The 21,602-nt window shown below is 45.2% G+C and carries 18 protein-coding genes; 7 read left to right on the forward strand and 11 right to left on the reverse strand.

The features are described 5' to 3' along the window. Positions 1-10: 10 nt before the first annotated feature. The 9 genes from BN8899_RS05305 to BN8899_RS05345 all read right to left on the reverse strand — a co-directional run bounded on the left by BN8899_RS05305 (position 11) and on the right by BN8899_RS05345 (position 12,000). Entirely contained in the window at positions 11-814 is an 804-nt protein-coding gene (locus BN8899_RS05305) for a hypothetical protein (protein WP_065218601.1), read from the reverse strand. 10 nt (positions 815-824) lie between these two features. Continuing rightward, on the reverse strand, positions 825-1,466 hold the full coding sequence (locus tag BN8899_RS05310; protein WP_231932271.1) for a hypothetical protein: 642 nt from the start codon (positions 1,464-1,466) through the stop codon (positions 825-827). Then, positions 1,454-3,001 carry a RagB/SusD family nutrient uptake outer membrane protein gene (locus tag BN8899_RS05315; protein WP_065218602.1) on the reverse strand — a complete coding sequence of 516 codons (1,548 nt, stop codon included), beginning with the start codon at positions 2,999-3,001 and terminating at the stop codon, positions 1,454-1,456. Before BN8899_RS05315 ends, BN8899_RS05310 begins: the two co-directional genes overlap by 13 nt. 10 nt (positions 3,002-3,011) lie before the next feature. Beyond that, positions 3,012-6,572 (reverse strand): SusC/RagA family TonB-linked outer membrane protein, encoded by a 3,561-nt coding sequence (locus BN8899_RS05320; protein ID WP_065218603.1) that lies wholly within the window; start codon positions 6,570-6,572, stop codon positions 3,012-3,014. Between the two features lie 76 nt (positions 6,573-6,648). Beyond that, positions 6,649-7,836, reverse strand: a complete 1,188-nt coding sequence (locus BN8899_RS05325) for a FecR family protein (protein WP_065218604.1) — start codon at positions 7,834-7,836, stop codon at positions 6,649-6,651. A gap of 124 nt (positions 7,837-7,960) precedes the next feature. Continuing rightward, on the reverse strand, positions 7,961-8,593 hold the full coding sequence (locus BN8899_RS05330) for a retron system putative HNH endonuclease (protein WP_065218605.1): 633 nt from the start codon (positions 8,591-8,593) through the stop codon (positions 7,961-7,963). Further along, positions 8,590-9,819 carry an AAA family ATPase gene (locus BN8899_RS05335; protein ID WP_065218606.1) on the reverse strand — a complete coding sequence of 410 codons (1,230 nt, stop codon included), beginning with the start codon at positions 9,817-9,819 and terminating at the stop codon, positions 8,590-8,592. The genes BN8899_RS05330 and BN8899_RS05335 overlap by 4 nt, the downstream gene beginning before the upstream one ends. A 169-nt stretch (positions 9,820-9,988) precedes the next feature. Then, positions 9,989-10,561 carry an RNA polymerase sigma-70 factor gene (locus BN8899_RS05340; RefSeq protein WP_065218607.1) on the reverse strand — a complete coding sequence of 191 codons (573 nt, stop codon included), beginning with the start codon at positions 10,559-10,561 and terminating at the stop codon, positions 9,989-9,991. A gap of 263 nt (positions 10,562-10,824) precedes the next feature. After that, positions 10,825-12,000 (reverse strand): GlmU family protein, encoded by a 1,176-nt coding sequence (locus BN8899_RS05345; RefSeq protein WP_065218745.1) that lies wholly within the window; start codon positions 11,998-12,000, stop codon positions 10,825-10,827. A 186-nt stretch (positions 12,001-12,186) separates the two neighbouring features. Here BN8899_RS05345 and lon point away from each other — a divergent pair, with 186 nt between their 5' ends. The 4 genes from lon to BN8899_RS05365 all read left to right on the forward strand — a co-directional run bounded on the left by lon (position 12,187) and on the right by BN8899_RS05365 (position 15,646). Then, entirely contained in the window at positions 12,187-14,601 is a 2,415-nt protein-coding gene (gene lon, locus BN8899_RS05350; RefSeq protein ID WP_065218608.1) for an endopeptidase La, read from the forward strand. A 91-nt stretch (positions 14,602-14,692) separates the two neighbouring features. Then, complete coding sequence (locus tag BN8899_RS05355) at positions 14,693-14,932, forward strand: DUF3791 domain-containing protein (protein WP_065218609.1); 240 nt, start codon at positions 14,693-14,695, stop codon at positions 14,930-14,932. Continuing rightward, entirely contained in the window at positions 14,929-15,420 is a 492-nt protein-coding gene (locus BN8899_RS05360) for a DUF3990 domain-containing protein (RefSeq protein WP_065218610.1), read from the forward strand. The genes BN8899_RS05355 and BN8899_RS05360 overlap by 4 nt, the downstream gene beginning before the upstream one ends. Continuing rightward, positions 15,395-15,646, forward strand: coding sequence for a hypothetical protein (locus BN8899_RS05365; RefSeq protein ID WP_065218611.1), 252 nt, complete (start codon positions 15,395-15,397; stop codon positions 15,644-15,646). Before BN8899_RS05360 ends, BN8899_RS05365 begins: the two co-directional genes overlap by 26 nt. A 168-nt stretch (positions 15,647-15,814) precedes the next feature. On the opposite strand, the gene BN8899_RS05370 is transcribed toward BN8899_RS05365, so the two are convergent. Continuing rightward, positions 15,815-17,086, reverse strand: coding sequence for an agmatine deiminase family protein (locus tag BN8899_RS05370; RefSeq protein ID WP_065218612.1), 1,272 nt, complete (start codon positions 17,084-17,086; stop codon positions 15,815-15,817). Between the two features lie 10 nt (positions 17,087-17,096). Then, on the reverse strand, positions 17,097-19,001 hold the full coding sequence (locus tag BN8899_RS05375; RefSeq protein WP_065218613.1) for a leucine-rich repeat protein: 1,905 nt from the start codon (positions 18,999-19,001) through the stop codon (positions 17,097-17,099). 478 nt (positions 19,002-19,479) lie between these two features. On the opposite strand from BN8899_RS05375, the gene BN8899_RS05380 reads away from it, so the two are divergent. The 3 genes from BN8899_RS05380 to ahpC all read left to right on the forward strand — a co-directional run bounded on the left by BN8899_RS05380 (position 19,480) and on the right by ahpC (position 21,557). Beyond that, a complete protein-coding gene (locus tag BN8899_RS05380) occupies positions 19,480-20,118 on the forward strand; it encodes a DUF6266 family protein (protein ID WP_065218614.1) in 639 nt (212 codons plus the stop codon). Positions 20,119-20,192: 74 nt separating this feature from the next. After that, a complete protein-coding gene (locus BN8899_RS05385) occupies positions 20,193-20,867 on the forward strand; it encodes a hypothetical protein (protein WP_231932272.1) in 675 nt (224 codons plus the stop codon). Positions 20,868-20,990: 123 nt separating this feature from the next. After that, positions 20,991-21,557, forward strand: a complete 567-nt coding sequence (gene ahpC, locus BN8899_RS05390) for an alkyl hydroperoxide reductase subunit C (protein ID WP_065218616.1) — start codon at positions 20,991-20,993, stop codon at positions 21,555-21,557. The last annotated feature ends 45 nt before the right edge of the window (positions 21,558-21,602 follow it).

Genomic DNA, 21,602 nt, shown 5'->3' on the forward strand with positions numbered 1-21,602 from the left:
TTTTTTGAATCTAATCTTTTACAACAAACGTGAACACATCCCGCAACACGGCTGTATGCCCTTCATTCTCCACCCGCAAGGAAACAAAATATTTCCCTGCTGGAGAATCCATTTTCATATCCACGTAAATACGACCGCCACCGACCACCTGCACGTGAGAAGCGAAATCCCCGGCAGCATCCTCTCCCTGGTCGCTACGCACGCATTCCAAGTAATAACGCATGGGTTCCGTTCCCAATATCTGACCGATCGTAGACGTCGTCCACGGGGTATTCTTCTCCACTTGATTTTGCAACTGCACGATCTGCTCTTCTATCACAAACGGATCATCCTGTCCCATCTCCGCGCAAATTTCAATAATTTGATCTGTCAAACCGTAAATACTCTCTTCCAATTCATTACGTCGAGGAAGATACTCTTCATTCATAATTGCATCCAACTCGTACGCCTGCTCCCACAACCGATCTATCTTATCTTGATCCGGTTCCAACGCCCCCTCTTCTATGGCAACTTGCTCCATAAGTAAATACGCTTGTTCATACATCTCCTCCATCTTGATCTCCAGCTCCTTCAACTCGGAATCCAATGACTTCATTTCGTCAAACAACCCGGACAACTCCTCGTTGGCATACAAATCTTCCAATGTCGCTTGCAATCCCTCGATTTCCTTGGTTAAATTTGAAAAACGCACGATCTCCAAGGTGCTTATCGCGTACTTGGCGTTATCACAATCCAAGTACCCTACAGTTACATCGTCACAAGCATGCAAAAAACTACATCCCCATAACAAGAATACATATAATAATTTCTTCATCTCGTTCTATTTAATATATATCCGACACTTTAAAATCATATCCCAACGCTTGCACGACACCATTGTTCGTCTGAATATCCGAAGAGAATATCAATGCCCGCGACAAATTCGTATCCTCCAGTTTGAAATTCAACCGCACGATCCCCACGTCATCGGTATTCATATCCATGTAAGGCTCTTGCGTGGTCCACAATCTCACGGTGGAACCATCCAACAAGGAATACTCCTTGCCTCCCGTCACCTCTCCCGTTTCGCTGTCCCAACTTCCGCGAGGCACGTCGGCCACCATAACCCGTTCCGTGATAATCAACTTGCTTAAAATAGCGTAACATTCATCCCAGTACAGACTCTTCACCTGGTTATACCCCATGTCCAACAAATAAGTACGGATCGAATAGTTCGTCAACCCCAAGAAGGTAATTTGCTCGTGTTCACTTTTTCCCTCGAACAACTCCCTCAATCCCGCACGCTCAATCATCACGATCGTGGAATCCCAATCCCTCGGTTGGGTGTGCAAATATTCCCATAAAGAACAATCATGCACCCCGTTTGAAATACCCCCGTCCTCGTAATTCCACTTGGTACAGGAAGCCAATCCTACCATCGCGACACAAATCGCCGCTTTCAATATATTATTCATCATTCTTGCCATTGCCAATAAATATTTTGAGTCATTAACGTATTCTTGTTAAAAGCATTGGAATGCACTTTCGTGTAAAGAGCACCATTCTTCACATCCTCGTCGGTAAGCGTCCGGAAACCTCCCAACAAGAACTCCCGGAAATACCCGTTCCGAACAATATCGAAATAATACTGTCCCTCGCCGAACAACTCCCGACGTCTTTCCAAGAATATCTCTTTACGCAAATCCTCCTTGCCCATGCTGCCCGCATATTCACCCAATCCGGCACGTTCCCGCACGCGGTTCAAATCGCTGACAGCCTCGTCCGTCATATCCAACCGCGCACGACACTCGGCACGCAACAAAATCAAATCCGCCAATCTCCAGAATACCCAGTCGCAATCAGCCAAAATAACAGGCATACCCGCAACATCCTCTTTCATTTGTCTGATCATATCCCGCCACTTCGCGATATGGGCATAAGGTGTTTTCACTTCTCCGTTAGAAGAAGAATAAGTCAACGTTCCCAACTCATACCAGAACTCCTGCCTTCTCAAATCATTCTTCTCCGGGTAAATTTTCTCTACCGTACTCACCAAAATCCGGGTATAACTATTGTCATTACTATTCGCCATGCTGGCAATTTCACTTCTATCCTGCGTGAGGTAAGGATAAGAAATCAAGAAATGCCCCGGAGCCTCTTTCTGTAACGACTGGAAATTTCTATCATAATCCAGCGCGTTATTAGAAATAGCGTAAATAATCTCATCACTTACCCGATTCTTCCCGAGCACATTCTCGATCAAACCGCTCATGCTCTCCAAGTCGTACACCCCGGCTTTCCCGTCCAACACCTCCGAGGCATATTTCTCCGCATCTTCCCAATACTGCCGTTCTCCCGTCAAACCGCCCATCCAAGCGCAAATATTAGCCAATAAAGTATTCACGGTTCCCAAACTGGCACATTGTTTCGTGGTAATCGCCGCACCCGCCGCACCTACCAACTTGTCACGCGTGGGCAAACCCAAGGCAGCTTTGGCTTCCCGAAGCGCTTCCTGCAACACCTCCAGCGCGGGGCTCTTCCCGATAGGCTCGATAGATTCCGAATTCTTCGTGATAGGAGCATCCCCCCAGATCTGTGCCACCCGGAAATAAGCCAATGCCTTGGCAAAGTGCATTTGCCCCAACCAAAAAGCCGCCCGCTCCTTCGACACGTTCTCGAAACGATATTCATTCTCGATCATCACGTTCGCCAAATAAATCACGTCATAATAGGTTGTCCAACTCTGCGTGTTCGAAGTACCCGTGTACTTGCTCACATCCAACTTGCGATACCCGTCCACGTCAGCCTGCACGTCATCCGCATCGATGGAAGAATAAAAGTAAGGTTGTTTACCGAAACAAACATATTTCATCCTACTTTGCACCATATTATACAAAGCCTCCAATTCACTTTCGCTTTTGAAATAATTCACGAAAGTCACCGAATCCTCCGGCTCCACCTCCAACCAATTGTCACAAGAGAACAAGGGAATAAATAAAAAAAGTATCAATATCTTTTTCATGCTCTACATTTTAAAAATTAACAGTCAATCCGATCGTAAATTTCCGTGGCAAAGGATAAGAACGTAAATTATCCGTCCCGGAAGTAATATCTATCAACTCGGGATCAATACCGGAATAATTCGACAACAAGAACAAATTCTCCGCCGTCACGAATGCCCGGATTCCACTCAAACCGACCTTTTTACAAATCGACTCGCCAAAATTATATCCCAAAGTCAACTGCTTCAAACGCACGAAATGCACCGTTTCAATATCCTCGTCATATATTCCCACATATTGGTTATACAAATACTCGTATTTCTGGGCCTTGGGATAAGCGGCTCTCGCACCGTTTCCCGTCCATGCCGTATTCAAATCTTTAAGCTCCACGAACAACGGACCGCCTTCCTCCCTCGGGGACAAGCTATAATCATCATAAACAGCCACCGCGTGACGGCCTATCGAATAATTGAACAGGATATTCAAATCGAAATTCTTCCAACGGATTTCATTAATAAAACCACCATGTCCTTTCGGAAGCGGACTCGCGGCATAATATCTATCATTTTCATTCACTTTCCCATCCCCGTTCAAATCCTCGATCCTGCGGGCACCCGGGAAGAACAAGGCATACGTGTTCACTCCCGACCACAAAGGCTGCTTCTCTCCTTGAGCGTTATAAATAAAAGGCACTTCGTCCATGCTGTCATAGAACCCGGAAGTCTTATACGCGAGAATCTGGTTCAACGGTTTACCGATCACCTGGCTACCGTAATCATACCCGTCCGAACTCTTCTCGAAACGGTTCCAGTTCCTTGAGAAATTAAACTTCATTCTCCACTTCACCGCGGTTTCACGCAAAATATCCGCATCCAACTCGATCTCCAATCCTTGGTTGGAAATAGCCATAGCGTTCTGCCACTGGAAGGAATGATAATAAACATCTCCCGGCAGATCCCATTTGCTCAAATGCCCCGTCGTGTACCTGTAATAATAATCGACATTCATCTTCAACCGGTAGTCCAAGAAACTCAAATCCAACCCCACGTCATACTGGTCGGTTTCCTCCCAACTCAATTCCCGGTTAATCACACCGCCACTCTTATCCGGAGCCATCCCCGAGTTACCCAAAAACATCCCGCTGGCAGAGAACAAACCTTGAGCCAAATAACGTTGCCCGAACTTCTGACCGGAAGTTCCCCAACTGGCACGAATCTTACCGAAACTCAACCAGTAAAAACGTTTCATGAAAGGCTCATCCGTGAAAATCCACCCCACGGCAACAGAAGGGAATGTCGCCCAACGCACATTTTCACCGAAAACAGAAGAACCATCCCGACGAACCGTCGCTTCAAGCATATATTTATCCCTGAAATTATACGTCAAACGCCCGAAATAACTGCACATCCGCTCTTCCGAGAACCCCGACGAGTATTTAAACGCAGAAGCGTAGGATTCCAATTCATTGCCCGGGGCTACTTGATTAAGACCATCCGATCCGCCCCAACCGTCACCGACATACTGGATCTTATCATTCGGACCATTGGTACCACCGCCTCCATTCGAGAAACTTTGATCTTTCTGGAAAGACAACCCCAACATGATATCGAAATTATGCTTCTCCAAATAATTGAAACTATAAGACAACAAATTCTCGTTCAATATTGACAAATCACGGGCGATAGTCCCTTCCGAAGTCGAGAAACGATAAGCCGCGTTCGTGTTCGGATCCAACGTGCTCGGCTTAAACACATTTTGGTTCTGCTGGTTATAATCGATACCTGCCGATACTTTCAAATGCAAATCACGAATCAACTCGTAATCAAACACCATATTATAACGCAACGAATAACTCTGGTTCTTCTCGGAAGTTTGGTTCAAATTCTTCAACATCGCCTGCCCGAAAGCCCCGCTACCGGGCAACAACGTGGACGTTTCCGAGGGATCCGAGGTAATCTCCTCAAACTTACTTGCCGACGATCCCGCGTTGCTTCCCCGGCTACGGTCGCTATACGCGAGCCCCAACTGAGAGTCCAACCGCAAACGCTTTGCCGGCTGTGCGGACAAATTGGACAAAACGGTAAAACGCTGGAAACCCGTGTTCGGCATGATACCCTCCTCGTCATAATACCCGGCACCCACCATGTAACGCGTATTTCCCGCCCCTCCCGAAGCCTGAAGGTTTGCGTTAATCACTCTTGCCGTCTGGTAATTCTTCCTGTACCAATTCGTCGAATTATTAAAGTACGGGTTCAAACTATCTTGCAAAATAAGGGCATTTTGAGGTCCGTTCGCCCCACCCCAGAACCAATCGTACAGGGGACCGTTATCATAACGATTATTATACACCTCCTCGTAAGACTCGGGCAACTTCCATTCACCGTTCTCCGTCTTGTAAGGAGCGACCGTGTTAATCAAAGCATTCAAATGATACATCCGCTCATAGCGTCCCCCCACCTGCTTCGGGGCCACGGGCAACCAAGATGCCGAATAAGAAACGTTTGCCGTGAAACGGGCTTTCCCCGCCTGTCCTTTTTTCGTGGTTATCAGTATCACCCCGTTACCGGCACGCGAACCGTAAATAGCTGCCGATGCCGCATCTTTCAACACCTCGACCGACTCGATCATCGAGGGATCCAGATTCGACAATGTGTTGGCACCCGTCACCGGAGAGGTGAACGACTGCATCGGGATTCCATCCACCACGTACAGTGGCGTACCGTACGACCGCTCCTGCCCCTCACCTTCCGTGAACAAAGAATTATAACCGCGAATGGCAACCACCGTACCGCCGCCACCGGGAGAACCGGAAATGTTATTGATCTCGACCCCCGCCATGTGCCCTTGAAGCAAATTCTCCAGGCTATGCGTCGGCATCTCTTGCAAATCCTCTCCTTTCACCGAAGAAATAGCACTAATGACATTTCTCTTTCTCTGCGAACCATAAGCTATCACTTGCACCTCATCCAAACCGGAAATATCCTCCTGCATCTTCACTGCCACCGGCTTTCCCTCCGTGTAAGCCACTCTCTGCGACTTAAACCCGATAAAGGAAAACACCAGATACCCTTTTTCCCTCGGCAAAGGCAAGACGAAACATCCGGCAGTATCCGTCACCGTTCCTATCCGAGTACTATCCAATAAAACAGTCACACCCGGCAAGGGTTGATTCTCGTGGTCCACCACCCTTCCTTTGATAAGATACGTCCTCTTCTCGTCATCCTTCTTCACCTGCTCCCGGAAAAGAATAATCGTTTTGTCCAAAATCCGATAGCCGAATCCCGTACCTTTCAAACAAGCTTCCAAGACTTCTTCAATCGTGGCATCCTTCAAATCCAAAGAGATATTCCCGATCTTCTCAACTGCGACATCATCAAAGAAAAAGCTATACTCCGATTGAGCGCGGATATCGCTCATCACACTCCGCAAAGAAGCGTTGGAACACGTCAGATTCAATCTGACCGTTTGTGAATAAGTATGGGCAGAAACCTGCATCACACCTATAAAGGTCAAGATAATAAATAACTTCATAACTTTCCATTCTTTTCGCCATCTACCATGATGATGGCAATTTTCAATTGTTTTTTTCATACATTTGCACTGCTTTAAAATAAAAACTTAATAACAATCCTTGGACCTTTGGTGTTGGCGCACCAAGGGTCTTGTTTTATCGCAATCGCACCGACACGGTCCGTTCGTTCACGTCAAATTCCACCCGTTCATTATTCTCGATAATCTTAAGTATCGTCCCGAAATCTTCACTCTTGTTCAAATCCCCCGTGAAACGAATATCCTTTGCCCCCGGGTGAACGTAAAACACTTGCAAATCGTACCAGCGAGCCAAAACATGGAACAAATCTTCCAACCGGGTATCCAAAAAAACAAAACGTCCATCCTTCCACGCGGAATACAAATATGTATCCACGGTATGCTTTGACAAACGCCCCGACTCTTTATCCAAGATACCCTGTTCCCCGGGGTTCAAACGAATTTCCTGCTTTGATTCCCTGGAAACCATAATGACTGAACCACTCTCGAGCGTCGTCGCAACCCCGTTCTCGTCGGGATAAGACCTGAAATTAAACGAGGTTCCCATCACCTTCACGTCCATCTTCCCGGACCTAACGATAAAAGGTTTACTCTCATCCTTCTTCACGTCAAAATAAGCCTCACCCTCCACGTACACGATCCTCTCGTTCCCAACAAATTCTACCGGATAACGAATCTCCGTTTCCGCGTTCAACCAAACTGTCGACCCATCAGACAATGTAACAAAATACTCCCCCCCTCTCGGGATCCGAAGCGTATTAAACAACATTTTCTTCTCCTTCTTTCCACTTGTACCGTCATTATTCGTGTAGGATATATTATTTCCTTCCACGGTCACACGCGTATCCCCCTGCCTTTTTAAAACACCGGAATTACTATCGGACAACACCACTTGTTCACCCCCCGCCAATGTCAAAATAGCATTCTTCGACACGGGAACACTCGCTTGCACCACCGGACGCTCGCCCGTTTCGTGTCCCACCCCGACATACACCCCTAACGCAACCCCAAGCACCAACACAAACACAGCCGCGTACCGTGAAAATCGTTGCATTCTCCGACGCCTTTGCAACCTTACCCGGGAAGCCATAAACATTTTACAATCTGCCTGCCAATCCACTTGCAAATATTCCGCACTCTTTTTCTTCAACACCCCTAACGCGCTAAAACCCTCATACTTTTTGCGATTAATATCCGAAGCAGCCAGCCAATCATCTAGTTCTTGCTGTTCCTCAACGCTTAACGTTCCCTCCAAAGAACGGGCAATTATATTTGCCAACCGAAATATATCCTTTTCTTTTTCCATGTCAGTTCTATCATTACACAAACTATGACCCCCATTGTTAAAAAAAGGGGGTATAAAACTGGCACTTTTTGGAAAAAAAATTACAAATCGTAGTTTTCTGAATTACTTACCTTCACTCTCCTAATTATTTCACCACTCTGTTCTTCAACTCAAACTCAACGACAAATGAAAAACCGGCCCTATCCATGCTAACTCGAATCAGCTCGTCCTCAAACTGTTGCAATGATCTTACATTTCGAATCACTTCTACTCTTCGCCTCTTTAGATCAGCTGCATTCAAATTATACATATCTATCGTTCTTTGAGCAAATAGTTTTGCATCTTCAGAAAGATTTGGATCTGGTTCTATTTTTCCATCCTGCCTGTACCAAAAAGCCTCGTTGAGATTTGCTTCAAAAGGTGACCAAAATGAATGATATTGGCTATCGGCATTTGCACGAGGACCACGAATATTTTCATCTTTGCAATCTGAACCATAGTCAAGATCCTTGGCTGCTGCAAACAGATTCGTCCAACAGAAAGTATGTTCCGGATATAAAGCTTTTTTCCGGAAATGGTCTATATGCACTTTCTGAGAAGTTCCATCTCCAAGCCAAAGCCCAGTATATGCACATTCATTTCCTTGATCTGAAAGTGCTTGTTCACGTACTAAAACATAATCATCGTGCGCGTTCCTGTGGAAGTCATCCCAGTTCCAACCTTCGTCCACTGCTCTTTGCAAACATTGATGGGCATCAGTCTTTATAATAGTCTTCATTTACAAACCAGTTTATCTCTACGCAATTTTTCAATTTTAAGACCAATAACATCCGAATCATCTGCTCCTAAAATCTTCACAAGTTCATCAAAGCGTTGCACAAATACCGCATCATTTCTTTCACTGATCGCATCATAAGCCGAATCTATAATAGATTGGACAAACAAGCTACGAGCCATAGAAACATCGAAAACTGAAGATAAAATACTTGAAGATAACTTGCCAAAAGTACGTTGTGGCACAATCTCCCCATTTTTAATGCCAAATACTTTTCCATCAACATCAGAAGCTACAATTGGAGAGTGGGTAGTTATAAAGAACTGGCAATTAGGGAAAGTCTTTACTAGCCTCGAAACAACTGTTTGCTGCCACTTGGGGTGCAGATGTAAATCAATCTCATCAATCAAAATTATTCCTTCACCGCTTAAAGGATCGCCATTAGGATTAGCTATCGCTAACCGTCGTGCGATATCACATACTAAAGAAATATAGCATTTCTCTCCATCTGATAATTGGTTTAACCTGAACGTTTCATCTCCCTTTTTCATGGTCAGGGCAAGCGGACGACGAGAAACTTTCATATTAGAATATTCAGGCATCACAATAGACATACAACGTCGTACAGCTTCAAGCCCATGATCTCGATATAACTTGTTTTCCTTGTATTGTTCATTCTCGTAATCTTCAGAAAGTCGGAACCAATTAAAAAAATCCGAAAACAATTGTCCCCCACTCAAAGCATTCTTATAAACATCCAATTGAGAGTAAAGATTTTTCCCACGTGGAAGTCGAGGATATTTATTTGGAATAACTCTATTTACACCATAATGAGCCACAATAGGGATGGAACTTCCAGGTACGTTATCCAAATTTTCGCGTAACTGAAATACAACTTGATTCATGGATGATAAATCAGATTTATCCATTTTATAATACTTCAAACTTCTATAAAGTTTCCAGATATTATCATTCCCGATCCCCAATTCTATGGTACATCCATTGGGAGAATGCAACGAAATATCATCTTTCGGTATATCACGCCCTCGCCCTTTGGCTGACAACATTCTTGCCGTATACCAAGAAAACACAAGTGACATTGCATCAAGAATACTTGACTTTCCAGCCCCATTAACACCGACGAACAAATTCACATGCTCATCAAACTCTTGTATATCAACATCATTCAATCCACGAAAGTATTCTATGGAAATACTTTTAATTTTCATCGGATTTATAATTTAGATTCTAATATTTTAAATACCCCTCTTGCAAAAGAGGACAATTTCAAATACAAAGTTATAGAAAATATATGATAAATCAGCAATTTACAATACGATTCGTCGACCTTATATTTAATACCTAATATTTAAGAGAACTTTGAATTTTTTTCATACTTCAGAGGTAAAATAAAAAGATCAATCCCACCGACGGGACGATATGCTTCAGACGCTCGTAAAGCATCTTTTTTCCCGCTTTTTTGTACGCCTTCACGGTTTCCAGTTGCAGCGAGAGGGCATCGGCGATTTCCTGGTTGCTCTTGTTTTCCAGCACCAGCAGGAACACTTTGCGACACTGCTCGGGCAACCCGGCAATCGCCTTCATCAGGTGATGGTATACCTCTTCCTCCAGAATTTTATCTAAATAATACTCTTCCCCCTCCAACTTCACATCCTCGGCATACTTTTTCTTCACTTCCTCGTGTCGCAAGTATTTTAAACAACGATTTTTCGTTGCCTGGTACAAATAAGCCTTCAAATTATCTATCGAAACAAACTTCTCCTTCGCCTCGATCAAAGCCGTGAAAACTTCCTGCACGATATCCTTGCTCGCGTCCAAATCAATCACGTAACCTTTCGCGAACAATACAAGCGGAGTGTAATACTGTTCGAACATCAACTTGATAGCAACATCATCATAACGCTGCAAAGCATTTATGTACAAATCCTCTCCCTCCACGGTCATCTGCATATTATTTTGAGGAGTTAAAAATACTCTCTATTTGCAAATCTCCAAAATTTTCCCAAGCAAATTCCACCTATTGACGCAAATTAGCGGCAATCACACGCCGCCTACCCCCGGGTCCGGCATTAGGCTATCGCTTCTCGCCCCCACGAACACAGCATATTCGAAGCATGAACGAAGCATGAACGCAAACGAGTGTTAATGCTCCGTTCATGCTTCGAATATGCCTTGTTTGTATGGTAACGTATCGAGGAGGCAAGGAGCGGGGATCACCTCTCCGGGTCGGCAAAGACGCGCTCGATAATCCGGCGATCCACGTCATCGAATACCTTATTCCGGCGCTTCATCACAGCCTCGGCTGTCGCGATAAACTGTGGCATCTTATGTTCGGTAAAACCGCAAGCCCCACCCCACGCGAAGGAGGGTATGAAATTACGAGGAAATTCAGCCCCGAAAACATTGGCACCCACACCTATCACGGTTCCGGTATTAATCATCGTGGAAATACCCAATTTGGCATGGTCGCCCAATATCAAACCACAGAACTGAAGCCCGGTCTTCCGGAAATGCCTCGTGTCATAATCCCACAGCTTCACTTCCACGTAAGTGTTCTTCAGGTTCGAGTTGTTTGTCCCGGCTCCGATATTGCACCATTCTCCCAACACGGAATTTCCCAGGAAACCGTCATGCGCTTTGTTGGAATAAGCGATCATCACCACGTTGTTCACTTCACCCCCGCACTTGCAGTATGGACCGAGAGTCGTGGCACCGTACACCTTCGCTCCCATGGTCAACACGGAATGCTCGCACATCGCCAAAGGACCTCTCACAAGAACCCCTTCCATGATTTCAGCATCCTTCCCGATATACACCGGACCGCCTTCCGTGTTTATCACCGCCGCACGCACAACCGCACCTTCCTCCACAAAGACGGGATATTTCCCGTACACCCGCACGTGACTATCCAGCGGCGCGCTCTTTCGTCCTTCGGTTAGCAACTTGAAGTCAACTTCCAACTCCTGCCCGTTTAACGAAAACACGTGATAAGGATAGACCACACGAACGAGATCGCCCGTGAATTCTTTCCGTACTAAATTTGGTAATACCGCAGGATCAAAGGCTGCCACACCCTGCTTATCGACTCGCGAAGCGATCACACAATCGCCCTGTAATAACATTTCCCCCGGCTGTAGACCTCCGATCTCCCCCAACAACGGTTGGTTCGGACACACGGACGCATTGATCAGCAAATTATCATCTTCCACAGACAACGGGTATTTTTCTTGAAGGTAGTCTTTAGTCAGGTATGCAACCTTATTCCCTAACCGCTTTTCCCACTTCTCTCGAATCGTGAGAATTCCTACCCTTAACTCAGATACCGGACGGGTCAAAGTAAGAGGTCTTAACGTCCCCCAACTTTTATCGTCGAACAAAATTATTTTCATTTGTGTTTTATATTTGAGTGCAAAAATAGAAAAAATCTTTGGCATAGGAATTGCCCTATTAAGTAAAGATTTATTTTCAGGGCTTTTTTTGTCAAAATGACAGTCCTCGATTCAAGGCTAATCAACGGGCTTCCTGAAAAATAATCATCACACGAAAAACAACTACAAATAGACAAAGAGATTATAATGAGCAACATAGATTTGAAAGATTTTTTACAAGATACGATATCCGGGGAAAATCAGGACTATTTAACTATACTGGGCGACGAGAAAGAGATGTTGAACGACCACAGTAATATTCCTGACACTCTGCCAATTTTACCGCTTCGGAACACGGTATTGTTCCCGGGAGTAATCATTCCGATTAATATCGGCAGGGAAAAATCCCTGAAACTGGTTCGCTTCGCGTACAAGCAAAGCGCCCTGATTGGTGTTATCGCGCAAAAGGACATTCTCACGGAAAACCCGCAACAAGCCGATCTTTACTCGACCGGTACGGTTGCCTCCGTGTTGAGGTTACTGGAAATGCCCGACGGAACAACCACGGCTATCATACAAGGGAAAAAACGTTTCCACTTGGACGACATCTTGTATGACGAACCCTATCACGTGGGTAAAATTATCGTGAAAGAAGAAGAGGAAATCAGTGCCGACGACCAGGAATACAACGCCATAGCCGAAGCACTAAAGGATATGGCTATGAAGATCGTGAAGTTCTCGAGCAACATCCCCAACGAGGCAGGCTTCGCGCTGAAAAATATCGAGAGCATGTTGTTTCTGGTCAACTTCATATCGTCGAATACAGAGATCGATTACAGGGACAAACAAGAATTACTCGAGATCGACAGCCTGAAAGAACGCGCGGGCAAATTGCTGGGCTTGCTAGGCAAACAAGTGAAAGTGTTGGAATTAAAAGAAGATATCCAGAAGAAAGTCAAAGTAGACCTTGACAAACAACAACGGGAATACCTTCTCCACCAACAGATGAAGACCATCCAGAACGAATTGGGAGCCAACCCGGTAGATGAGGACTTGCAAGAACTTGAAGAGGCTGCCTCCAAGAAAAAATGGTCACAAAAAGTGGAGGAAATCTTCCAGAAGGAACTTCAAAAACTAAAACGCCAAAACCCGTCGACCCCTGACTATTCCGTGCAATTCAACTACGTGAAGGAATTGACGGAACTGCCATGGGAACATTACTCGGAGGACAACTTCGATCTGAAAAAAGCATCCGAGATACTGGATGCAGACCATTACGGGCTGGACAAAGTGAAAGAACGTATTCTGGAATACCTTGCCGTGCTAAAACTAAAAGGAGATATGAAATCCCCGATTCTCTGCCTGTACGGACCTCCGGGAGTAGGTAAAACCTCACTCGGTAAATCCGTGGCACGTGCACTGAACCGGGAATTTGTACGTATGTCTTTGGGAGGTTTGCATGACGAGTCCGAGATCCGCGGACATCGCCGTACTTACATCGGAGCCATGCCCGGTCGGATTATCCAGAGCATCAAAAAAGCCGGAACCTCAAACCCGGTATTCATACTGGACGAGATAGACAAGGTAGGGCAGGATTTCAGAGGCGACCCACAGTCCGCGCTACTGGAAGTACTTGACCCAGAACAGAACACGGCTTTCCATGACAACTACCTGGACATCGACTACGATTTGTCAAAAGTCATGTTCATCGCCACGGCAAACGATATTTCCACGATCGCTCCCCCGCTAAGGGATCGTATGGAGATGATCGAGGTGAGCGGTTACCTTATGGAAGAAAAAATAGAGATCGCCAAGCGCCACCTGATCCCGAAACAACTGGCAAACCACGGGTTGAAAGCGGAACAGATCACCTTCTCGGACGATATATTAAACTATATCATCGACAAATACACCCGTGAATCCGGTGTTCGCGGACTAGACAAGACTCTTGCAAAAATCATGCGCCAAGTGGCGAAGAACGTCGCCCTCGACCCGAACTTCACGATACAACCGACACAGAAAACCGTGGAAGAATACCTCGGCACCCCTATCTTCACGAGAGAAGAGTACCAGGGGAATGAACTCCCGGGTGTCGTTACGGGTTTGGCATGGACAGCCGTCGGTGGGGAAATCCTATACGTGGAATCGAGCACCAGCAAAGGAAAAGGGACACTGACCATGACCGGAAGCCTCGGTGACGTCATGAAAGAATCCGCCACGCTGGCACTGGAATACATCAAATCGCACGCCGAAGAACTGGGCATCAGCCCCACGGCAATAGAGGAACACAATATTCACATTCACGTTCCCGCGGGAGCCGTCCCCAAAGACGGACCGTCGGCAGGTATCACGATGGTTACCTCGTTAGCCTCATCGCTAACCGGGCGGAAAGTGAAAAAAGCCCTCGCCATGACCGGAGAAATCACTCTCCGCGGCAAAGTCCTCCCCGTGGGCGGCATCCGGGAAAAGATCCTTGCCGCCAAACGCGCCGGAATCAAAGAGATCATTCTCTGCCGCGAGAATAAAAAAGACATCGACGAAATCAAGAAAGAATACGTCAAAGGCATAAAATTCCACTTCGTCGACCACATTCGGGAAGTGTTGGAAATAGCCTTGATCTAAAATTGCCCCGACAATTCTTCCTAAAGAATCTCGTGTGAATTACCAAACACACGAGATTTTTTGTATTTTTGTTAGTGCAAACACATATTCAATGAAAAATTTAATAGAATTATCGCATACTGAACTAATACTATCATTCGTCGCTTCTTGTATTGAAGGAGTTGCCCGCAGACTTGGAATCCCTTACCAAGAAGTATTTGCCCGTATGAAACACGTGAATATGATTGAAAATTATATTCTTCCCTACTATGATACACTCCACACAGAAAGCCGGGAGCACGTGACTGATAATATGGTAGAATGTTTAACGACATGGGAGGGTAAACAATGACGATAACCGTGTATCATGGAGGAACCGAACAAGTAAATACACCACTTTGCCGATTAGGAAGAGAGAATCTAGATTTCGGTCAAGGCTTCTACGTAACCACAATTAAAGAACAAGCACTCCGTTGGGCAAGTGCCACAGCCAAACGCCGCAAAGCTCAAGCAGTCATTAATATTTATAAACTTGATCGCGATGCAATTCTAACCGAAGCCCGCTGCAAGATATTCAAAGCTTATGACACCGAATGGCTGGATTTTATCGTTGCCAGCCGCCGAGGAGAAAATCCTGCAGCCGCTTACGATTACGTGGAAGGAGGCATTGCCGACGACCGGGTAATCGATACAGTAAATTTATACATGTCTGGCTTGATGAGTGCCGATATAGCATTACAACGCTTAGCTCAACATCAACCTAATAACCAAATATGCTTGTTAAACCAAAGCATTACAGACAAACACCTTATTTATGAAAGAACCGAACCTGCAGAATGACCCGGCAAAATCACCGGAAATTCAAGAAATGATATTAAGTAGCCGCATCGGTATCATATCCGCCGAACTATCAAAACGTTTGGGAATCATCCCAGTCAAGGCATTACAATTATTCTACGAGAGCAAAACCTGCGCCGACCTGCATGACAAAGATACCGGGCTTTACCTGTACGGAAATCTCTATATCGCGGATGAATTCATACGAGAATACGAAGATAAAGTATAAATCTAACCATAATCCCTGTTTCATAGTGTATTTCCCCGTCTGTTCCGGCTCTCAAATATTGATTACCTATTGATTACCTATTAATAAACTATTGTATATACAATTCGTGGTCAATAGTTAGTCAATACCTAATCGATAGATAAGAGCCTGAGCAGACGGGGAAGTATACTATAAAACTGCATTCATTACCCATGTCGTGCAATTCAATAATCCACCTTCCAAACCGATTTCATTGTAGTTTATGGTTTCAATGATTCGATCGGGAAAGATTTGCCGGAAACGTTCCACAGCTTCGGCATCCTTGTTGCCGGGCATCTCGAAAACTGGCAGCACGATCAAATTGCCCACTTCCAGGTAATTCACGTAAATACCGATTGCATGATGGGGATGAGCGGGAGATTTATAGTCCCAGAAAAACGGGACATCTTCATACTCTAAATGATAGCTTTGTAACACGTTGTTAATCCCGTCGGTCCAGTATTTGTATTCATCCGATCGGTTATTACCCAGAAGTGTATCACGCTTCACAAACCGTACCATGCCGTCCGCATGACCTGTCATATCACCTCTTTGCGCGGGGATCACGATGACTTCCGCCTCCAGGAGTTCCCCGATTTTGGCAATCAATTGTTGCTTGTCCGTGAACCCGGGATTTTCGGCAAATACACGGTCAGAAATGATTGCACGCCCGTCGCACAACAAGACATTGCCCCCATCAAGGTTAATATGCGAAAATACCGGTTGCAAACCGTTAGCTCGACACACTTCCTTCACGTCCGAGCGAGTATGTTCCCACTCTTTCCCTTTCAAATAAGAAGGCTCGTAACGGAATTGCACGAGCTTGCCTGATGCCGTTTGCACGGGAAGGTAATCCCGGCACCATATATCCTTGGTCGCTTGCAGGAAACGATACGGGATACCGTGCTTGTCGAGGATACCCGTCAATTTCAGACAGGTGGCGGGATACCTTTCCCTTAATAATTCAGACATGTAAACAATCTGCCGTTTCACCTCCGGAGCCGACACGTCGTTTCGCGAGGGAGAAGGAGTGGCGGTGGATACCACGGAAGAGGGGGGCACTTGCCGATAGTAACGCTCGCGAATCGAGGGGTAATCGTTTTTCATGAATCGACGACACATCTCCTTGGTCGGTTCTATGTGATTTTGCAGGCACAATTCTTCAAACACGGCTTCTTTCCCCTTTTTACCCAAGGCAAAGTTATTTATGTATTCATCTTTCAACCGATGCCCGGAAACCAACAATTTCCGATTCATCGAACGCAACACCCGCTGCCGCTCTTTTTGTGACAGTTCTTTGCTGACCAACTTATCCATCAAGCGGGACAAGTTGGTTTTCCGCATCCATTTCACAACGGAAATTATAATCGGAATAATCCCGATTACCCCGAGGAGGGTGCCGATGATAAATTCGATGTTCATATACAGGAATTTAAAAATTAAAGGTACTATAATCAATTTCTTCTATAACTTCAACATATTCTCCAACGAAGTCGTTAGCATAATTATGCCTACACCCCAAAGGAACTCCAACATACTCTACGCGAGGATCCCAGTTTAACACTAAACCAGCCATGACTCCCTCTGGTTGGAAGCAACTTTTAAAATATATCTTTTCAAAATTCAATCTATATGTTCCTCCAGTAGAAGCGTTATAAATAAAAGCTAGATTTCCTATCTTCTTCACACTTTTACCTATTACCAGCCGTCCTTTCCACTCACCAGAACAGTATCGAAACGCATCACTGCCTATATTTTCCAAATTATCAGGCAACACCAAATCTCCCCTAAATCCAGTGCATCCTTCAAACGCACTTTTCCCGATCGATGTCAATCGAGACTCTCCAAGCCCCGTGTTAGTCAAAAACACAAGCTCGGTAAATCCAGAGCAATAAGCAAATGCCTCGTCTTCAATAGTTCTAACTTGCGTAGGTATCGTCAATTTCCCCGTGAATTTACAACTCCTGAAAGCTACTTTCCCTATCTTTTGCAACATCGCACCCAAAGATAAATTCCCGTCAAACCCGCATAATTCAAAAGCATGTTCCCCGATAGTTTGTATAATATAAGGAAGATACAAATCACCCCGCAAATTGCGACAATTATAAAAAGCGTATTCGCCTATTTCCCGAACATCATCGGGAATTTTTATCGAGGTTATACCACTATTATCAAATGCATAACTTGGTATAGCCACTAACTTCTCGGGCAAAATCACCGTTTGACAAGGATGTCCTCTGAAAGCACTTTCTGGTAAAGTTTCACTATCTACCTCTGATAAATCTAAAAAACGCAACAACAGCATCTTGTTCTTTAGAAAAAAATAATCATCATCATTTAATGTACCCGTGATCTTGAGTCTTTTACATTGTTGCCAATCGGCTTCCCCCGAGAAGCAATCCTTTAACGTTCCTGGCTTTTCGACATGAACCAAACGTCCTTGCAGCATGGGAATCACGCGTGTAACAGCAGTTTCTCCATCTGAAAAAATCACATAAATTTTTTCATTAGCCACTATTTCTGGGGTCGTTATCAATATCTTCCCATTATATTGGCCTACCGTTTCAGCATAAACATTCCAACCTAACGGAGCATTAATTTGTATACTGACCCGCTCATTTCCTCCTACTACCGTGTAATTAATCTCGTACGTGGCATTCGGGAGTGTATCTTCAATTTTATCTTTATCCAAGGTAACCGAGAATGTCGCCCCCTTGGGTAATGTAACGACGGTTCCGTCCTCGAGTTCGAGGATCAGTACATCGTCTTTATTAATCACGTTTTTGAAAAAAGAATCTCCACCCGCGTCACCCACGACACTCCAACTAAGCCCGTTGTCAATGGAGAGTTCCCATTTACCATTCTCGATCCTTAGTTGGGGGGTAACGCCATCCTTGCCATCCTCCGCCCGGGCTTTTATCTTTTCACCTTTATCATCCAGGAGCCACGTGTTTTGGTCTCCGATTTTTTGGGTCCAATAGTAATATCCGTCTTCCGCTTGCTTTATCCCGATTACCGGGGCTTGTCCCGACTCCCCATTCTTCCCATGGTATATTGTTATGGACGGGTGTGTTTTGAAGTCAATCTTATAACCGATCTCGATGCCATTCTCGGAGATAATGGTTACATTGGTGATGTAATCATTAGTTTGCAAGGCATCCACGATAACTTTCATGGAAGCGATATTTGTATTCATCTCCTTGCATTGCTTTTCAAGAGCCGCTAATCTAGAGTCTAGTTCGTTTACTTTATCCCACAATTTGCCGTCATCATACTTGCTGCAAGCTACAAGCAATCCCACGGAAAGAAAGACCAAAAAGAAAATACACCTTTTCATACTTCGCTGTTTTGAACCACAATTCCCGGATGGTTTATTGATAAAAAGAAAAGCGTGGGAACTTTTAGTTTATCTGTATTGAGGTACGGCCAAGCACCAAGCGCAAAATAAACAGTCACCCCACGCTTAACCGATATACATTGGAAAAGTGTACACGGAAAGCATGAACGTTTCTCCTGTTTACCCTTTGCGCTAAAAAATTGGCCGTTTTCAATACAAGGATAAGCAAAAACGCTTCAAATTATGTCCTGCCCGGAATAGACGCTTCTGTTCCCCAGGCATTATTGCAAATATAAAGAAATATATTTATTTACCAATAGATATATTTTTTGATTTTTAGAGGAAGTAATTTTAGTATATTCTTGCATTTGTAATAATCATTCAATTTCATAAATATGAAAAATATGGATTTTTTCGAGGATTCCAAGAGAATCGGTGTCAAATTAACTAAAAGTTTAATTTTTAAAATTTATTCATTATGAGTAAAATTTATCCTGATTTCCTGGGCGCCCTTATCGGGAGCACCGGAAAAGTGTCTTATTACATGCGATACGGAGAAAATATCGCAAGAAGAAAAGTGATCGGTGGAAAGAGCAGCAACTCTCCCGCCGCCGTCGAACAACGGATGAAGTTCGGGGTTTTAACAAAACTGGCATCCGTCCTACAAGCGGCAACACACTTGGGCTTCCCCCAGCGCAAGAGAGGGCTCACGGTGGCAAACGAGTTCGTGCGGCTGAACAAGGACATTTGCACGGTGACGGGTGATACGGTGAGCGTCGACTACGAACGGTTGCTCTGTGCCAACGGTCAGCTGCACACGCCGGAGGTGACCGTCACTTATTCCGCGGAAAGCCAAAAATTCCTGTTCGAGCAAACGACGACAGAAGAAGAGAGGAACAACAGTGCGGACGACAAAGTGTACGCCGTGTTGCTGGAAAGCAACCAAGGCTTCTGCCGATTGACGGAACTACGCCAACGGGGAGAAAGCGGTTCCACTTCCGTCACGTTGCCGAAAAGGTGGGAAAAGGAACACGTGATCGTGTACGCTTTCGCCACGAGCGCCGACGGGAAGCTGGCATCCAAATCCATATACTTGACCGTGGAGGAAGATGCTTAACACTTGCGAGAGAGGAATTCCCCGGGAACGGGGAGTTCCCTTTCCTTTGACAACAAGATAAAAATTAAAGTATCGTGAATATTAAAAAAATTGCCATGGAAGTTATTGATTATTTCAAGGACCTCGTCCGAGGCAGAAGAGGCAACGTGATTTATTTCACGCGCAACGGGAAATTACACGCCAAACGATACGCAATCCCGGGCAAACCGAGAAAATGGGAAGTGGAGGGACGCACGGAAAAACAAAGAGAGGTTGCCACTCGCTTCACAGCAGTACAATGGTTCTACAAGGAGTACATGAAACAGATTTCGCCCGTGGCGTGGCGCTCTGCCGCCAAGCCACAAGGCTGGACGGCGCCGAACTTGTTTCACGCGACCAACTCCCGCTGTTTTGACGGGCAAGGCGAGATCGTCGATTTCGAGAATTTCGTGTTTACCCTGGGCATTTTAGCCTTGCCCCGCGATTTACGGGTGACACGGGAAGGGAACCGCTTCCGGGTGACGTGGCACGAAGAAAGGGAATGGAGCACCACGGCACGAACGGACAGGATGCAGGTAGGCATATTGTACGACAACCTGCAACGCTCCCCCCGCCTGGCACCGGAAGTGAAAGGATGCCGGGGCGATTTGCAAGGCGAATTCATTCTTGACGAAGCAATCGGGAAATCGGCACACGTGTACATTTTCTTCACGGGAAGCAACGGCACGGATTTCTCCGCGAGCTGGCACGCCCGGGTGGAAGTGGCGTGACTTCATTTGTTTTATCTATATAGATATAAAATATTTCAATCGATATTATTATTTATATCAATAAAAACTATATATCTTTGTACCGGGAAAACAAATTAATAATAACACATAAACACACTAACAATGGAAACAATTATCAATTCACAAATTCCGGAATTTAAAGTTCAAGCTTATCACAATGGCAATTTCAAAACTGTAAGCAGTGATGACGTAAAAGGGAAATGGGCGATTTTCTTCTTCTACCCTGCTGATTTTACCTTTGTATGCCCGACCGAACTGGTAGACGTTGCCGAGAAGTACGAGCAATTCCAGAAAATGGGAGTAGAGGTTTATTCTGTAAGTACAGATTCACATTTCGTGCACAAGGCATGGCACGACGCTTCTGAAAGTATTCGCAAAATCAACTACCTGATGCTTGCCGACCCGACCGGGACATTAAGCCGCGCATTCGGGGTGATGATCGAGGAAGAAGGAATGGCATACCGCGGAACTTTCGTGGTAAACCCGGAAGGAAAGATCAAGATTGCCGAAATCCATGACAACAATATCGGACGTAACGCGGAAGAATTACTCCGCAAGGTGGAAGCAGCCTTGTTCGTGGCAGAGCACCCGAACGAAGTTTGCCCCGCGAAATGGAAAAAAGGAGGCAGCACCCTGAAGCCGAGCATCGACTTGGTCGGTAAAATCTAAAAGTACAAAATTTAAAGTTTAGAATTTAGAGTGATGCCATTCTGA

It is taken from the genome of Butyricimonas sp. Marseille-P2440, from assembly GCF_900091675.1.
Taxonomy (GTDB): domain Bacteria; phylum Bacteroidota; class Bacteroidia; order Bacteroidales; family Marinifilaceae; genus Butyricimonas; species Butyricimonas synergistica.

Excerpts from the sequence above, each read along its gene's own strand:
- BN8899_RS05340 (WP_065218607.1), bottom strand. The coding sequence starts at position 10,561 with ATGCAGATGACCGTGGAGGGAGAGGATTTGTACATAAATGCTTTGCAG.
- BN8899_RS05375 (WP_065218613.1), bottom strand. The coding sequence starts at position 19,001 with ATGAAAAGGTGTATTTTCTTTTTGGTCTTTCTTTCCGTGGGATTGCTT.
- BN8899_RS05380 (WP_065218614.1), top strand. The coding sequence starts at position 19,480 with ATGAGTAAAATTTATCCTGATTTCCTGGGCGCCCTTATCGGGAGCACC.
- lon (WP_065218608.1), top strand. The coding sequence starts at position 12,187 with ATGAGCAACATAGATTTGAAAGATTTTTTACAAGATACGATATCCGGG.
- BN8899_RS05370 (WP_065218612.1), bottom strand. The coding sequence starts at position 17,086 with ATGAACATCGAATTTATCATCGGCACCCTCCTCGGGGTAATCGGGATT.
- BN8899_RS05320 (WP_065218603.1), bottom strand. The coding sequence starts at position 6,572 with ATGAAAAAAACAATTGAAAATTGCCATCATCATGGTAGATGGCGAAAA.
- BN8899_RS05315 (WP_065218602.1), bottom strand. The coding sequence starts at position 3,001 with ATGAAAAAGATATTGATACTTTTTTTATTTATTCCCTTGTTCTCTTGT.
- BN8899_RS05355 (WP_065218609.1), top strand. The coding sequence starts at position 14,693 with ATGAAAAATTTAATAGAATTATCGCATACTGAACTAATACTATCATTC.
- BN8899_RS05325 (WP_065218604.1), bottom strand. The coding sequence starts at position 7,836 with ATGGAAAAAGAAAAGGATATATTTCGGTTGGCAAATATAATTGCCCGT.
- ahpC (WP_065218616.1), top strand. The coding sequence starts at position 20,991 with ATGGAAACAATTATCAATTCACAAATTCCGGAATTTAAAGTTCAAGCT.
- BN8899_RS05345 (WP_065218745.1), bottom strand. The coding sequence starts at position 12,000 with ATGAAAATAATTTTGTTCGACGATAAAAGTTGGGGGACGTTAAGACCT.
- BN8899_RS05365 (WP_065218611.1), top strand. The coding sequence starts at position 15,395 with ATGAAAGAACCGAACCTGCAGAATGACCCGGCAAAATCACCGGAAATT.
- BN8899_RS05360 (WP_065218610.1), top strand. The coding sequence starts at position 14,929 with ATGACGATAACCGTGTATCATGGAGGAACCGAACAAGTAAATACACCA.
- BN8899_RS05305 (WP_065218601.1), bottom strand. The coding sequence starts at position 814 with ATGAAGAAATTATTATATGTATTCTTGTTATGGGGATGTAGTTTTTTG.
- BN8899_RS05310 (WP_231932271.1), bottom strand. The coding sequence starts at position 1,466 with ATGGCAAGAATGATGAATAATATATTGAAAGCGGCGATTTGTGTCGCG.
- BN8899_RS05335 (WP_065218606.1), bottom strand. The coding sequence starts at position 9,819 with ATGAAAATTAAAAGTATTTCCATAGAATACTTTCGTGGATTGAATGAT.
- BN8899_RS05330 (WP_065218605.1), bottom strand. The coding sequence starts at position 8,593 with ATGAAGACTATTATAAAGACTGATGCCCATCAATGTTTGCAAAGAGCA.